Source organism: Bacteroides sp. AM16-13 (genome assembly GCF_003602705.1).
GTDB classification, from domain to species: domain Bacteria; phylum Bacteroidota; class Bacteroidia; order Bacteroidales; family Bacteroidaceae; genus Bacteroides; species Bacteroides xylanisolvens.
In genome coordinates, this window is record NZ_QTLK01000031.1 from 21,691 (window position 1) to 38,278 (window position 16,588).

The window sequence follows — 16,588 nt, forward strand, 5'->3', positions numbered from 1 at the left end:
CTTAATATTGTTCCTTCTCGTTGGGGAAGTAGCAATTCTTCACGTCGGAAACGTAACGGCTGATGGCGTCGGTCATCACTGTGTACAAGTCAGCATAACGACGTAAGAAACGCGGACGGAATCCGTTGTTCATGCCAAGCATGTCCTGAATAACCAATACCTGACCGTCTACGTGGCCGCCGGCACCGATTCCGATGATAGGAATAGTGAGTTCGGAAGCTACACGCTCTGCAAGGGTAGCGGGGATTTTTTCGAGTACAATGGCAAAACAGCCTGCTTCTTCCAATAAATGGGCGTCGCGAATCAGTTTGTCGGCTTCGGCTTCGTCTTTGGCACGTACGGTATAGGTTCCGTATTTGTTAATGGATTGAGGCATGAGTCCCAAATGTCCCATCACAGGGATACCGGCGCATACGATACGTTTCACCGTGTCGATGATTTCTTCACCGCCTTCGAGCTTCAATGCGTCAGCGTGACTTTCTTTCATGATGCGGATAGCGGAAGCAAGGCCCTCCATCTCATTGCCCTGGTAAGATCCGAAAGGCATATCAACTACCACCATCGCCCGCTTTACACCACGTACTACGGATTTGGCATGATAAATCATTTGGTCGAGCGTGATAGGTAATGTAGTCACGTTACCTGCCATTACGTTAGAAGCGGAGTCGCCTACCAGGATTACGTCCATTCCCGCACCGTCTACAATCTGTGCCATTGTGTAATCATACGCAGTCAGCATAGATATTTTTTCGCCTCTCTGTTTCATTTCAACCAAGCGATGAGTAGTCACCTTTCTTGTGTCATCTGATATATAACCAGCCATGTCTTTTTAATTTATGATTTATGAATTATGATTTATGTCATTGATGTCTGCGCATTTGGACGCTTTCAAAAATTGCGGCAAAGTTATAACATTTAATTCATAACTGGGAAAGAAAAGCAAAAAATCCTTTCAAATGCTTCGCTTGGATAGTTGGAAGGCATTTGAAAGGATGGGTGGGTCTCACTATTTTTATTTATCTCGGTTGTTTTTCTTATTTCATTTATTAATATAAGTGAGGTAACTATTTAAAAATAATGCCGTTATTTATGGAAAGAGATCATTTTTTCGTATGTCATGCCGGTGAAGTCGTCTATTATATAATGGGCTTTTCCGGTGATGGCTTCGCGTGAGTTGGTGGTGGCAAGTCCGATCACGGTTGCCCCGGAAGTCATGCCGGCTTGTAGGCCGTGGAAAGAATCCTCAAAGACGTAGGAGTTTTCGGGGGTGGCTTCAAAGATTTCCATTCCCAGCAGGAAACAGTCGGGAGCGGGTTTTGAACGGGCAAACATTTCTCCTGTCAGGATGCGGTCTACCATTCCTTTAAATTCGGGATGGGCATTGTAGACGTTGGCCATCTTCTCTTCGTTGGAGCTGGTGACTACGGCTATCTTTGCACCGTTCCGACGAAGATCGGTTATGAAAGCTTCTACTCCGGGGATGTATTCGTAGGACATCTTTTTCTCGTAAACATTGAGTTCAGCGCTTATTTCGAGCTGTGCTTCGGGTTTGTCCGCAAAATACTTTTCATAGATTTGTAATAGCGTCTGTCCCTTGATACGGCGTCCGAAATCTTCTTCATTCAGATATTTCCGTCCTTGCTCGTCCCAAAAAACAGTGTACTGCGTTTCTGTATCCATGATGACACCGTCAAAGTCGAAGAGTGCTGCAATTGTTTTCGTTGTATTCATATTAAACTGTCTTTTTACCTAAAACGTTAAACCTTGTGTATCTATCGCCGCAAAGTTCCGAATAATCATCGAATCAGGCAAATAATTCGTACCTTTGCAAAGCTAAAAAAAACGTAACATACGTTTTTATCCAACAAAATCTACTGGCGCATGAGCAAGAACGACCCGCACATTTTAGGCAAAGAACGTATCGGCAAATTGCTGTTACAATATTCCATTCCTGCGATTATCGGAATGACGATTACTTCTATCTATAACATCATTGATAGTATCTTCATCGGACATGGCGTAGGACCGATGGCTATTGCCGGACTGGCTATCAGCTTCCCGCTGATGAATCTTGTTGTCGCTTTCTGTACACTGGTTTCGGCTGGTGGGTCTACCCTCGCCTCTATCCGTTTGGGACAGAAGGATATGAAAGGAGCTACGGAAATTTTGTCACATACGCTGATGCTTTGTATCACAAATTCTCTTTTCTTCGGTATTCTGTCTTTTATCTTCCTGGATGATATACTGACTTTTTTCGGAGCCAGCGCCGACACCCTTCCATATGCACGCAGCTTTATGCAGGTGATTTTGCTGGGAACTCCCATCACTTACACAATGATCGGGCTGAACAACGTGATGCGCGCTACCGGATACCCCAAAAAGGCTATGCTTACTTCAATGGTAACGGTGGTGGCTAACATCATCCTCGCTCCTATCTTTATCTTCCACTTCGAATGGGGAATGAGGGGTGCGGCTACGGCAACGGTTATCTCGCAGTTGATTGGTATGGTGTGGGTGGTGAGCCACTTCACCAAGAAAGACAGTACGGTGCATTTTGAAGGGAATATCTGGAAAATGAAACCGAGGATTGTAGAAAGTATCTTCGCCATCGGTATGTCTCCATTCCTGATGAATGTGTGTGCGTGTGCCATCGTGATTATCATCAATAACAGTCTGCAAAACTATGGGGGCGATATGGCTATCGGCGCGTATGGCATCATCAATCGGTTGCTGACGCTTTATGTAATGATTGTTTTGGGGCTGACTATGGGAATGCAGCCAATCGTGGGCTACAACTTCGGCGCACAAAAGATAGACCGGGTGAAACAAACGCTGCGACTGGGGATTATCTCCGGGGTAGTGATTACGAGCAGCGGGTTCGTGATTTGTGAGTTTTTCCCTCATGCCGTATCGGCTCTCTTCACCGATAGCGATGAGTTGATTGATTTGGCGGTAGGCGGTATCCGGCTGACTGTGTTGATGTTCCCGTTTGTAGGGGCACAAATTGTAATCGGTAACTTTTTCCAAAGTATCGGCAAGGCAAAAGTCAGTATTTTCCTTTCGCTGACGCGTCAGTTGCTTTATCTTTTGCCTTGCTTATTACTGTTCCCTAACTGGTGGGGATTGGAAGGTATCTGGATCAGTATGCCGGTATCGGATGCGCTGGCGTTTATTACGGCCGTTATCAGTCTGATGATTTATATCAAGAAGGTTTCCAAACAGCATCCGGTAGTAGCAGAATAAGGCGGTGTCTACCCTATTCTGCCATTTATTCTATTCGGCTTATTCTGCTTTAATGCTATTGACCGGATTCTCGTTCGCGATATGCCATGCTTTCAGAACAACACAGATTACAATCAGTAATTGGACGAACAAGGCCGTAGCAGCAAAAAGCAATGGATTCAAATCAATCTGCTCGGCAAATTGGTCGAGCCATGCCTGTCCTGCAAAATAAGAAACGGTAGTGCCTACTAGGATAGAAATCACTGAAACGTATAAAATGTCACGTGTCAGTAATCCGAGGATATGAGATGCTTCGGCTCCATTCACTTTCCGGATAGCTATCTCTTTACTCCGGCGCTGGGTTTCATCGTTCACATAGCCAATCAATCCCATGATAACGATCAGCAGGATAAAGGCGGAAGTGATCCAGACGGAATTGCGGAAGCGGTATACGTCTTTATAGATATTTTTCACCATTTGATCTACCAGGATAAAACGCAAGGATATATTCGGATAGGTGTTTTCTACAAACTCATTCAGACGTTTCAGATTCTCGTTATATGGTTCTTTCAAGCGGACATCAAATGCATGGTTGGCATTTTCATCTCCAATCAGGACAATAGGAGATTGCGACACGTAAAAACTTTTATTGCGAATATCACGGAATACGCCTACAATCGTTCCTTGAATGTCATTCACTGTTTTACCTACTGCTCCGTCGGTCCATTTCATCAGACGTACCAGTTCTTCGTTTACCAATAAGTCGTTCTGCTTTTTCAGCGTAGTGCCTTCTATAATCTCAATACCCATTACTTCAGGATAGTTGTAATGGCAGGAATTGTAATTTAGGGTAGCAATCCGCTTACCGTCATTTCCCATCAGTCCGCGTGTCCAGTACTCTCCCAACACCCCATTCACGGCAACAGTCACTCCCTCTACCATCGGCTGACGGTTCAAATCGTCTTTGATATGCTCTACCGATTCTTTAGGCAACCATGTCTGCGCTTGAGCTAATCCGGGCACGACGATACCCATATCACGGCTCATCAGATGACTGTACTGTAACAGAGTGACCAGCAACAATCCCAAGACGAAAGAAACTCCTGTAAACTGCACAAACAACAACGAACGCTTCCACCCTTTCTTCCCATCTGTATACCGGCGGAATACCTGCGTAACAGGGATACGGGAGAATAATCGTCCCGGTATGCCACCTGCCAGTATGAAGAGAACAAGGATAGTGAGCAACGGTACCCACAACGTTTCCCAAGTGAAAAGTGAGGAAAGACGGACGGAAAGTAAATCTTCAATCAGATCACGCGCATTGATTATCAGTAAGAAACTAAGCAATACGGAAAGAATGACAAGGATTCCCGTCTCTGCCATAAACATTCTGAAAATATGGGTGGAACTGGCTCCATTGCACTTATGCACTCCCACTCCTTTTGCACGACGACTTAAAGTGGCAATGGATATCAACATATAGTTCATGATAGCCACAAAGAAAATAGCAAAGCCCAAAAATCCGTAAATGACCAAACGCTTTTGTACATCGGGAGAAACCAGATGAAGTTTCACCAATGGAATGGCACTAAATTCAACTTTCCAGCCATCATACTCTAAATCTGTATATTTTCCGATCACCCGCTGAATGTCAGCATTCACTTTGTCAATGTCCGATGCATGGCGCAAACGAAGGAAAGCATAAAAGACATCATTTCCTCTCCAACCAGCTCCTGAATGATACCCTCCATTCTGATGAACAGATATCACGAAATCATGGGTGAGCATCGTATTTTCCGGCACATCTTTGTAGATCCCACGTATGGTCAGTGTGTTTTGTTTTTCAGCAGAAAGCACTTTCCCGACAGGGTCTTCATCCCCGAACGTCTCACGGGCAAAATGCTCCGAAACAAAAACGCTTCCGGGCATAATCATATCCTTGGGATTGCCTTGCAACACCGGTATGCCGAAGGTCTGAAAAAAACAAGTATCCGCAAAGATATAATCTGCATCGGGCAACAATTTATCTTCATAATAAATATTGGCACTCCATATCGAAAGGACACTACTGGCAACCTCCACTTCTTTCGGCATCTCTTCTGCCAAAGTAGATGCCAGCACATCGAAAACAGTATAGTCATAACTGGTCTCTTTATCATCACCAGCCGTTTCACCCGTACTAAGATTAATTCTTTGACAACGTACAAGTGCCAAGCGTTCTGCCTCCGGATAGCATTGTTCATAGCTTAGTTCGAAGGCTATCTGCGAGAAAAGCAGAATACCGATAGTAAGCCCTAAGGAAAGGGAAATGATTCGTATGATATTCGATCCACGTTCACGCAATAAGGTACGTATAGTATAATAGATTTGTCTCATGGTTGGTTCTCTGTTTATGCCTTTACACTTGCTACAATACTTCCATCGAATAAATGTACGGTACGATGTGCAAAACTGGCATCGTGCTGTGAGTGGGTCACCATGATAATGGTTGTCCCCTCTCTATTCAGTTCCGTCAACAGATTCATCACTTCCGCTCCGTTTTTTGAGTCAAGGTTACCCGTAGGCTCATCGGCAAGGATAAGTTGAGGATTGGTAACAACCGCGCGGGCTATCGCCACCCGTTGTTGCTGTCCACCGGAAAGCTGTTGAGGAAAATGTTTAGCACGGTGGTTGATATTCATTCTTTTTAGAATGTCTTCTACCATTCGGCGACGTTCGGAAGATTTAAGACCTAAATAAGTGAGCGGAAGTTCCACATTCTCGTAGACGTTTAATTCGTCCATAAGGTTGAAGCTCTGGAATACAAAACCCAGTTTGCCTTTACGGACACGGGTACGTTCCTTTTCTTTCAGGCCGGCTACTTCTTCTCCCATCAGCAGGTAAGAGCCTTCAGTGGGGTTATCTAATAGGCCGAGGATGTTTAATAAGGTGGATTTCCCACAACCAGACGGTCCCATGATAGCAACAAATTCTCCTTCTTTTACTTCAAGGTTTACATGATTTAATGCGACCGTCTCCACTTCGGTAGTACGGAATACTTTACTAATATTTTCAATCTGTATCATCTTGTTTATTTATGATGTTGTTCTACATAGATTTATTTCCAGTTTTACTATTGACGTTTTTAGTCACGCAGAAAGTATGCCAAACAAGAATAGCTATTCATTTTCAATCATTTATCTTTTCTTAGTTTCCCAAGCATTGTCTAATAATTAGACAGGACCGTCTAATTATTAGACAAATCGGATACTGTTCCATATCTCCCATTTATTGTTCAAAGAGTCCTATTTGCCTGTTAGCCGATTGTCCATCCAAATAGAAAACTCTATCTTTGCATTTAGTTTTCTAGACTATAAACAAAATAATTATGATGAGAAAGAGTGTATATGTATTCTTATCGTGCTTTTTACTTTCCGGATGCGGCATGATAGATTACCATCCATACGACGTCCGTATCAGCGGCGAAACAGAAGTCAACGCACATAATATCGAAAGAATAGAGGCAAACTGCCAGGGTAAAACGACCATACGCTTTGTGACTATGGGCGACTCACAACGATGGTACGATGAAACGGAAGATTTCGTGAAAGAGATTAATAAACGGAATGATATCGACTTCGTTATTCACGGAGGCGATATGAGTGACTTCGGACTAACCAAAGAGTTTCTCTGGCAAAGGGATATCATGAACGGACTTAACGTGCCTTATGTAGTCCTTATCGGCAACCATGATTGTTTGGGGACGGGAGCAGAAACATACAAGGCGGTATTCGGTCCCACCAACTTTTCTTTCATCGCAGGTAATGTGAAATTTGTCTGCCTGAACACCAATGCGCTGGAGTATGACTACTCTGAACCTGTGCCGAACTTTACCTTTATGGAACAAGAGATTACGAGCAGGCTGGACGAGTTTGAAAAGACTGTCATTAGTATGCACGCACGCCCTTACACGGATGTATTCAACGATAATGTGGCTAAAGTATTTCAACATTATATCAGACAATACCCGGGAATACAAGTTTGCACTGCTGCTCACACCCACCATTATCAGGACGATGTGATCTTTGATGATGGAATACATTATGTTACCAGTGATTGTATGGATTACCGTACTTATCTGGTATTTACAATAACCCCGGAAAAATATGAATATGAACTGGTTAAATACTAACTATATCTTGCGCGCAGGAGTATTATCCGTACTTCTGTTACTTCCCGGTCTGATTTCAGCTACTTGTAAAGCAGATACAATCATCAACTCGTACAAGGATGATTCACTCCGTTTCATTATCAAAGATGATTCAATTATCACTTTTCGCACAGGAGATTCTATATTTACGATCATCAGAGCGGACTCTGTATTGCCGATTACACCGAAGCAGGTGAAACACAGTCGTTACGATAACCGGATTCACCGTTTCCGCAGTCACTGGGAACGAATTATCCCGACGCACTCCAAAATACAGTATGCCGGAAACATGGGATTGCTTTCTTTCGGTACGGGATGGGACTACGGGAAACATAATCAGTGGGAAACGGATATATTGCTCGGATTTATACCGAAATATTCGTCAAAGAAGGCCAAAGTAACCATGACGCTCAAGCAGAACTATATGCCCTGGAGCATTAATATCGGAAAGGGCTTCTCTACGGAACCTCTTACCTGCGGGCTTTATGTGAATACCGTGTTTGGCGACCAGTTTTGGGTGAATGAGCCGGAACGTTATCCGAAAGGTTACTATGGTTTCTCCAGCAAAGTACGTTTTCATGTTTTCATGGGACAACGGTTGACATACGATATCGATCCGCAACGTAGATTTTTAGCCAAGTCGGTGACTTTTTTCTATGAAATAAGTACGTGCGACCTGTATGTTATCAGTGCAGTAAACAATAGCTATCTCCGTCCCCGTGATTATCTTAGTTTATCATTCGGATTGAAGTTCCAGTGGTTATAAAAGAATTTATGAATTATGATTTATGATTTATAACTTACTTTTTCGTAAGTTTGCGCATTACAAACTTAAACGAAAATGAGTAAATCAGGAACAATCATCATTGTAGACGATAATAAAGGAGTATTGACAGCCTTACAAATCCTTTTGAAAAATTATTTTTCTAAGGTTGTCACACTCTCCTCTCCTGTCACCCTGTCCAGTGTCATAAGGGAAGAAGCCCCGGAAGTAATTCTGCTGGATATGAATTTCACATCAGGCATCAACACCGGCAATGAGGGTTTATTCTGGTTGCATGAAATAAAGAAAGTACGTCCGGAACTTCCAGTCGTACTTTTTACGGCTTATGCCGACATCGAACTGGCTATCCGGGGGATTAAAGAAGGAGCAACCGACTTTATCGTCAAGCCTTGGGATAACCAGAAACTGGTAGAAACCTTGCAAGTCGCAGCAGCTTCTACGCACAACGACAAGAAAACGGACGGCAAAGAAGAAACCACCCACTCACCTATGTACTGGGGAGAAAGCAAAGTGATGCAACAACTCCGCGCACTGATTGAAAAGGTAGCCATCACTGACGCCAATATCCTGATAACGGGCGAAAACGGAACGGGGAAAGAAATGCTGGCACGAGAGATTCATGTCCTTTCCAACCGCAAATATAAAGAAATGATTGCAGTGGATATGGGAACTATCACAGAGTCTTTATTTGAAAGTGAGCTTTTCGGACACGTTAAAGGTTCTTTCACCGATGCACACACCGACCGGACCGGCAAATTTGAGGCTGCCGATAATAGTACGCTGTTTCTCGATGAAATAGGCAACCTGCCTTATCACCTGCAAGCAAAGCTACTGACCGTCCTCCAACGACGAAGCATTGTGAGAGTGGGAAGTAACACACCGATTCCCATTCATATCCGACTGATATGCGCAACCAACCGGAATCTGCAAGAGATGGTAGTAAAAGGTGAATTCCGGGAAGATTTGCTCTATCGCATCAATACCATTCATGTAGAGATTCCTCCTTTGCGGGAACGGAAAGAAGATATTATTCCATTGGCCGAAAGGTTCATGGTACGCTTTTGCAAGCAATATGACAAGGCATTGATGAAGTTCACTCCCGACGCTAAAGATAAATTGAAAGCACACCTTTGGTATGGTAATATCCGTGAACTGGAACACGTGATTGAAAAGGCCGTTATCATCAATGACAGCCCGCTCGTTCCCGCCGAATTGTTCCAATTATCCATTCCACGGACGGAGAGTCAGGAGAAAAGCATTTCTACGCTGGAAGAAATGGAAATGCAGATGATACGGAAAGCGCTCGACGCTTGTGCAGGAAACTTATCGGCAGTAGCCGCCCAACTCGGAATAACCAGGCAGACTCTTTATAACAAGATGAAAAAGTTCGGATTATGACAGTGCAGCTTCAACAAGTAGGTGTTCAATATTGGTTCAGAGTCTTGCTGACGGCACTTTTCTGTATATCGTCCGTGTGGTTCGGTATACATCAATCATACGGTTGGTTAGGAGTCAGTCTTTGTTTATTGGTTCTTAGCATACTTTGGCAAATCCGCCTTTATCGCCTCCACACCAAACAGGTGCTTTTTATGATTGATGCGCTCGAGAATAATGATAATACATTTCATTTTACCGAAGAAAACGGTACTCCCGAAAGCAAAGAAATAAACCGGGCGCTCAACCGCGTGGGACATATCTTATATAGCGTGAAAGCTGAAACAGCCCAGCAAGAGAAATACTACGAACTGATTCTCGACTTTGTCAGTACAGGATTAGTAGTGCTCAATGACAATGGAGCCGTTTATCAGAAGAACAAAGAAGCACTCCGTATTTTAGGGCTGAATGTGTTTACACATATCCGCCAATTGAGTCAGGTGGATGCGCAGCTTATGGAGAAAATAGAGAACTGTCGTCCGGGTGACAAACGACAAGTCATATTTCACAATGAACGGGGAACGATTAACTTATCCATCCGTGTGTCGGAAATCAATGTACGCAAAGAGCATCTGCGCATTCTTGCCCTGAATGATATCAATACCGAACTGGATGAAAAAGAAATAGATTCATGGATCCGGCTGACACGGGTGCTGACACACGAGATCATGAACTCTGTGACTCCCATCACTTCCCTCTGCGATACGCTTCTTTCAATATCAGCGGATAAAGACGAAGAGGTGAATCACGGATTGCAGACAATCAGTACGACAGGAAAAGGGTTGCTTGCCTTTGTAGAATCATACCGGCAATTCACACGCATACCGACACCGGAACCCTCCTTGTTCTATGTAAAAGCGTTCATAGAAAGAATGGTTGAACTTGCCTGTCATCAGCATCCATGCGAACATATCCGTTTCCACACAGAGATTACTCCTGCGGACTTAATCGTATATGCAGATGAGAATCTTATTTCACAGGTAGTTATCAATCTTTTAAAGAACGCAATTCAGGCAATCGGCAATCAGCCGGATGGGAGAATTGAGTTGAAGGCGTCCTGCAATGACATGGAAGAAATATGGATTGAGATAAAGAACAATGGTCCCGAAATCCCAGCGGAAATAGCAGAGCATATCTTCATTCCTTTCTTCACCACCAAAGAAGGTGGTAGCGGAATCGGACTTAGCATCTCCCGCCAAATCATGCGCCTTTCGGGAGGAAGCCTTACATTACTACGGGAGAAAGAGACAACGTTTATTTTAAAATTCAAATAACGATTGATATATGATACCTACATTAGTCAACAATCCGCTATTCCGGGGAATCACTCCGGAAAAACTTCTTGCCGATCTGGAAGAGATCAGTTTTCATACACGTTCTTATAAGAAAGGAGAAATCCTGGCGCGACAGGGAGATGTGTGCAACCGTCTTGTCATCCTGACCAAAGGAAGTGTGCGTGGAGAAATGATTGACTATTCGGGACGTCTTATCAAGGTAGAAGATATAACTGCTCCCAGAGCGATTGCCCCTCTGTTCCTGTTCGGTGAGCAGAACCGCTATCCGGTGGAGGTGACTGCCAATGAACCGACAGAGGTGATCGAGCTTCCTAAACCAAGTGTTTTGAGTTTGTTCCGCAAGAACGAGCAGTTTTTGGAAAACTATATGAATCTCTCCGCCAATTATGCACGGACTTTATCGGATAAACTTTTCTTCATGTCGTTCAAGACCATTCGTCAGAAACTTGCCTCCTACCTGCTCCGCCTGTACAAACTACAGCAACAGGAGCATATCACCCTCGACCGTTCGCAACAGGAGTTGGGTGATTACTTCGGAGTGTCCCGCCCTTCCCTCGCCCGCGAACTGGCACACATGCAGGAAGACGGACTATTGATAGCGGATCGTAAACATATCACTATTTTACAGAAAGAAGAACTGGTCCGGCTCATCCAATAATGCTCCGGTTTAAGGATCATTTATCTAATAGTGAGTATTTGAGATAAAAATATTCATTGTTGTAACATTGGTTACAGAATCACCTGAAACCTTTCCTCTACTTTTGCGTTCAATAAATAAACTGTTGGACTAATTAAAACCGTAAAAGTTATGAGTATGTTCTGTTATCAATGTCAAGAAACCGCAATGGGTACGGGTTGTACCTTAAAAGGTGTATGCGGTAAAACTTCCGAAGTGGCTAACCTGCAAGACCTGCTGCTTTTTGTAGTACGTGGAATTGCTGTCTACAACGAACATCTGCGTAAAGAGGGACAGTCTTCCGAACAAGCAGACAAATTTATCTATGATGCTTTGTTCATCACCATCACCAATGCCAATTTTGATAAAGTGGCGATCACCGAAAAAATCAAAGAAGGACTGAAACTGAAAAAGGAACTTGCCGGTAAGGTAAAGATCGAAAATGCTCCTGACGAATGTCTTTGGGATGGAAACGAAGAGGAATTTGAAGAAAAATCAAAAACAGTCGGTGTGCTTCGCACGCCTAACGAGGATATACGCTCACTGAAAGAACTCGTACACTATGGTCTGAAAGGAATGGCTGCCTATGTAGAGCATGCGCATAACCTGGGCTATCAGTCACCGGAGATATTTGCTTTCATGCAGCACGCATTGTCCGAATTGACCCGCAATGATATTACTGTGGAAGAATTGGTTCAATTAACGCTGGAAACAGGAAAACATGGAGTATCGGCAATGGCACAGCTGGACAAGGCAAATACGAGCAGTTACGGTAATCCGGAAATCTCACAAGTGAATCTCGGTGTCCGCAATCATCCGGGTATATTGATAAGCGGACATGATTTAAAAGACCTCGAAGAGTTGCTGGAACAAACGGAAGGTACAGGGGTAGATGTATATACGCACAGTGAAATGCTACCTGCGCACTATTATCCTCAACTAAAGAAGTATAAGCATCTGGCAGGAAACTACGGAAATGCCTGGTGGAAACAAAAAGAGGAATTTGAAAGTTTCAACGGTCCGATCCTGTTTACAAGTAACTGTATTGTTCCGCCACGTGCGAATGCCAGCTACAAAGACCGCATTTACATCACAGGAGCCTGTGGTCTGGAAGGCGCGCATTATATCCCCGAACGCAAAGATGGAAAACCGAAAGATTTTTCTGCCCTGATTGCTCATGCTAAACAATGCCAGCCACCCGTAGCCATCGAAAACGGAACGCTCATCGGTGGATTCGCTCATGCACAGGTGACGGCTTTAGCAGATAAAGTGGTGGATGCCGTGAAAAGTGGAGCCATCCGTAAGTTCTTTGTAATGGCAGGATGCGACGGACGTATGAAGAGCCGTGAATATTATACGGAATTTGCTCAAAAGTTACCTGGTGATACAGTGATTCTTACGGCAGGTTGCGCCAAGTACAGATACAATAAATTAGCTTTAGGTGATATCAACGGTATTCCAAGAGTATTGGATGCGGGACAATGTAACGACAGTTACTCACTGGCTGTAATCGCTCTAAAACTGAAAGAAATCTTCGGGTTAGACGATGTGAATCAGTTACCTATCGTATACAACATTGCATGGTACGAACAAAAGGCGGTCATTGTTTTATTGGCATTGCTGGCTTTAGGAGTGAAACATATTCATTTAGGACCTACTCTTCCCGCTTTCCTTTCACCGAATGTAAAGAACGTATTGATCGAGCAATTTGGGATCGGAGGTATCAGTACAGTGGATGAAGATATTGTGAAGTTTCTATCATAAATGATAAGGGAACAGAAGGGTATTTTACAGGCAAATTTCCTTCTAAAAGATAGTGACGGTATATGATAAGGATAGTGACGCTATACGGTAATGATACCGTCACTATTTCCATCATATACCGTCACTATCTTTTTTATATATAACCGGGAATCCTGCGTTTATTCTTTCTTCTCGAATACCGGCTTCCTTTTATAGTGATTTCCTTTTTTAATCTTCTTTGGGCAATATCAAATTGAGAACTACTCCTACCAAAGCTGCCAATCCGATACCGGACAAAGAAAAATCACCCCAGCTAAAAGCAGCGCCACCAATCCCGACAGTCAGTGTCAAAGACACGATAACGATATTTCTTGTACGGCTCAAATCAATACAGTTATTCACAAGATTACCAATACCCGCACAGGCAATCGTCCCGAAAAGCAACAGCATAATGCCACCCAGTACCGCACTAGGTATGGATCTTAGTAATGCGCTGATTTTACCGATAACGGAGAACAAGATAGCAGAGATGGCAGCTATTCGGACCACTTGCGGATTGGTAATCTTTGTTAATGACATGGCTCCTGTCACTTCCGAATAAGTAGTCACAGGAGGACCACCCAGCAATCCGGCACAGAGACAAGCCAGACCATCACCCAATAAGGTGCGGTGCAATCCCGGGTCTTTCACGAAATCTTTTCCCGTAACCGTATTCACCACATAGACATCACCAATATGCTCTATCACCGGAGCAATAGCTACCGGAATCATAAATAACACCGGCTCCCATGAGAATTTAGGAAAGACAAACTGCGGTAATCCAATCCAAGCGGCATCTCTGACGCCGGACAAATCCAAACCATAGAAGATCCATGCAGCCAGATACCCCACTACAATTCCACAGAAAATAGGTATCAGCTTCAAAAGTCCTTTAGCTTTCATCGAAACAACAACCGCAGTCACCAATGAAAGGAGAGCCAGCACCCAGTTCTCTTTTGCCATATTCACTCCCGTTCCCGCCAATGATAAACCTATCAGAATAATGACAGGTCCTATGACAACAGGAGGAAACAACCGTTCAATCACCCGCACTCCCTGCCATTTGACAAGCGCACTCATCACAAAGTAAACTAATGCAACTCCAACCATGCCGGATAAAGCGCCGGGCAGCCCATAAAGTTCTGTCGCTTTAATGATAGGCGCAATAAATGCGAAACTACTCCCCAAAAAGATAGGAACCTTTCCACGCGTAACGGCATGAAAGATAAGCGTACCAATACCTGCTGTAAACAGAGCTGTCGAAGGATCGAGCCCTACCAATAACGGCACGAGTACCGTAGCTCCGAAAGCCACAAACAAGAATTGTACCCCCACCACCCCTTTCCTCAAAGGTGTAAGATTATTTGAATCCATAAGTATAATGTAGATTAATCTCTGCAAAATTAGTCTTTTTAGACAATTTAACTCCCTTTTTTCACAAAAATACATCTAAAAAGGGGTTTTATTTGTTGTTAATAATGTGTAACTTCGCACGGTGAGAATTAAAACGACAATTTTATAACTTTATAATATATTGCCTATGATATTTACAGCAGAAAACACCCTACTTATCGGTTCTATCTTACTTTTCGTCAGCATTGTTGTTGGAAAAACCGGATATCGCTTTGGAGTACCTACCTTATTATTGTTCCTCGTAGTAGGAATGTTGTTTGGAAGTGACGGCCTCGGCCTGCAATTCCACGACGCGAAAGACGCGCAGTTTATCGGTATGGTCGCTCTTAGCATTATCCTTTTCTCGGGAGGTATGGATACGAAATTCAGAGAAATCAAACCTATTTTAGGTCCCGGTATCGTGCTTTCCACTGTCGGAGTACTGCTCACAGCTCTTTTCACCGGGCTCTTTATCTGGTGGATATCAGGTATGAGCTGGTCTAATATTTATTTACCTATCACCACTTCCCTGCTTTTGGCCTCTACCATGTCGTCTACGGACTCGGCTTCGGTGTTCGCCATTCTCCGTTCACAGAAGATGAATTTAAAGCACAACCTCCGTCCCATGCTGGAACTGGAGAGCGGAAGTAATGACCCGATGGCCTATATGCTTACCATTGTCCTGATACAGTTTATTCAATCGTCTGGTATGGGAGTCGGAGCTATCGTAGGCTCTTTTGCCATCCAGTTTATCGTCGGTGCGGCTGCCGGATATGTACTCGGAAAGCTCGCAATCCGAATGTTGAATAAGCTCAATATTGACAATCAGGCCTTATATCCTATCTTATTACTTGCATTTGTATTTTTCACTTTCTCCATCACCGACTTACTGAAAGGTAACGGATACCTTGCCGTATATATCGCTGGTATCATGGTGGGAAACAATAAAATCATGCACCGTAAGGATATCTACACCTTTATGGACGGACTGACCTGGTTGTTTCAAATCATCATGTTCCTTTGCCTGGGATTGCTTGTCAATCCGCACGAGATGTTGGAAGTAGCTGCTGTGGCATTGTTGATTGGTGTCTTTATGATTATTATCGGCCGACCGTTAAGCGTATTCCTTTGTTTGCTTCCATTCCGGAAAATTACGATGAAATCACGTATTTTCGTCTCTTGGGTAGGATTGCGCGGTGCAGTTCCTATTATCTTTGCCACCTATCCGGTAGTGGCGGGCGTAGAGGGTTCGAACCTCATCTTCAACATTGTTTTCTTTATTACCATCGTGTCATTGGTGGTACAGGGAACAACGATTTCTTTCGTAGCCCGGATCTTGAATCTTTCCAAACCACTGGAAAAAACAGGAAATGATTTCGGAGTGGAACTCCCGGAAGAAATAGACTCTGATCTTAGTGATATGACTATTACTAAAAGTATGCTGGAAGAAGCAGATACATTGAAAGATATGAATCTCCCGAAAGGCACGCTGGTAATGATTGTGAAGCGCGGAGATGAGTTCCTGATTCCCAACGGAACGCTGAAACTGCATGAAGGAGATAAACTGCTGCTCATCTCCGAAAAATCAAAAGAAGAAGAGACTGATTCTGACTAACATCCGAAAAGATTGATTCTATACACTATAACTGATTCGTCTCCACGTATGAAGCCTCTTGTCCCTATAAGACACTCGTTTCTTCTTCATGCGTGGAGACGAAATGTTTTAAATAGGCCAACAGACTAGTTTTAAGGAAGAAACACGAAAACGCCTTAGCAAGCCGTAAAAATTGTTCATCCCCCTCCGTTAATTA

At 43.6% G+C, this 16,588-nt stretch carries 13 protein-coding genes; 8 read left to right on the top strand and 5 right to left on the bottom strand.

Annotation, left to right across the window (positions count from 1 at the left end; genetic code table 11):
- Position 1 precedes the first annotated feature (1 nt).
- On the bottom strand, positions 2-823 hold the full coding sequence (gene panB, locus DW173_RS20385) for a 3-methyl-2-oxobutanoate hydroxymethyltransferase (protein WP_004316964.1): 822 nt from the start codon (positions 821-823) through the stop codon (positions 2-4).
- A gap of 260 nt (positions 824-1,083) precedes the next feature.
- Positions 1,084-1,731 carry an HAD family hydrolase gene (locus DW173_RS20390; RefSeq protein ID WP_008639975.1) on the bottom strand — a complete coding sequence of 216 codons (648 nt, stop codon included), beginning with the start codon at positions 1,729-1,731 and terminating at the stop codon, positions 1,084-1,086.
- A gap of 150 nt (positions 1,732-1,881) precedes the next feature.
- Here DW173_RS20390 and DW173_RS20395 point away from each other — a divergent pair, with 150 nt between their 5' ends.
- Positions 1,882-3,243, top strand: coding sequence for an MATE family efflux transporter (locus DW173_RS20395; protein ID WP_049702677.1), 1,362 nt, complete (start codon positions 1,882-1,884; stop codon positions 3,241-3,243).
- Positions 3,244-3,282: 39 nt separating this feature from the next.
- Here DW173_RS20395 and DW173_RS20400 read toward each other — a convergent pair whose 3' ends face one another.
- A complete protein-coding gene (locus DW173_RS20400; RefSeq protein WP_120145112.1) occupies positions 3,283-5,601 on the bottom strand; it encodes an ABC transporter permease in 2,319 nt (772 codons plus the stop codon).
- A 14-nt stretch (positions 5,602-5,615) separates the two neighbouring features.
- Entirely contained in the window at positions 5,616-6,290 is a 675-nt protein-coding gene (locus tag DW173_RS20405; protein WP_087318724.1) for an ABC transporter ATP-binding protein, read from the bottom strand.
- 302 nt (positions 6,291-6,592) lie between these two features.
- On the opposite strand from DW173_RS20405, the gene DW173_RS20410 reads away from it, so the two are divergent.
- From DW173_RS20410 to hcp, 6 genes are all read left to right on the top strand, one after another.
- Positions 6,593-7,396 (top strand): metallophosphoesterase family protein, encoded by an 804-nt coding sequence (locus DW173_RS20410; RefSeq protein WP_087321174.1) that lies wholly within the window; start codon positions 6,593-6,595, stop codon positions 7,394-7,396.
- Complete coding sequence (locus DW173_RS20415; RefSeq protein WP_120145126.1) at positions 7,377-8,180, top strand: hypothetical protein; 804 nt, start codon at positions 7,377-7,379, stop codon at positions 8,178-8,180. Before DW173_RS20410 ends, DW173_RS20415 begins: the two co-directional genes overlap by 20 nt.
- Before the next feature lie 75 nt (positions 8,181-8,255).
- Positions 8,256-9,596 carry a sigma-54-dependent transcriptional regulator gene (locus tag DW173_RS20420; RefSeq protein ID WP_120145113.1) on the top strand — a complete coding sequence of 447 codons (1,341 nt, stop codon included), beginning with the start codon at positions 8,256-8,258 and terminating at the stop codon, positions 9,594-9,596.
- Positions 9,593-10,906 carry a sensor histidine kinase gene (locus DW173_RS20425; protein ID WP_120145114.1) on the top strand — a complete coding sequence of 438 codons (1,314 nt, stop codon included), beginning with the start codon at positions 9,593-9,595 and terminating at the stop codon, positions 10,904-10,906. Before DW173_RS20420 ends, DW173_RS20425 begins: the two co-directional genes overlap by 4 nt.
- Positions 10,907-10,916: 10 nt before the next feature.
- Positions 10,917-11,585 carry a Crp/Fnr family transcriptional regulator gene (locus DW173_RS20430; protein ID WP_117683482.1) on the top strand — a complete coding sequence of 223 codons (669 nt, stop codon included), beginning with the start codon at positions 10,917-10,919 and terminating at the stop codon, positions 11,583-11,585.
- 150 nt (positions 11,586-11,735) lie between these two features.
- Positions 11,736-13,367, top strand: a complete 1,632-nt coding sequence (gene hcp / locus DW173_RS20435; RefSeq protein ID WP_004316974.1) for a hydroxylamine reductase — start codon at positions 11,736-11,738, stop codon at positions 13,365-13,367.
- Between the two features lie 207 nt (positions 13,368-13,574).
- Here the strand turns inward: hcp and DW173_RS20440 are convergent, their stop codons facing one another.
- Positions 13,575-14,759: a uracil-xanthine permease family protein gene (locus DW173_RS20440; RefSeq protein WP_004316975.1), complete on the bottom strand. Its 1,185-nt coding sequence runs from the start codon at positions 14,757-14,759 to the stop codon at positions 13,575-13,577.
- Between the two features lie 166 nt (positions 14,760-14,925).
- Between DW173_RS20440 and DW173_RS20445 the strand changes: the two genes are divergently transcribed.
- Positions 14,926-16,392 carry a potassium/proton antiporter gene (locus tag DW173_RS20445; RefSeq protein WP_049702674.1) on the top strand — a complete coding sequence of 489 codons (1,467 nt, stop codon included), beginning with the start codon at positions 14,926-14,928 and terminating at the stop codon, positions 16,390-16,392.
- Positions 16,393-16,588 lie beyond the last annotated feature (196 nt).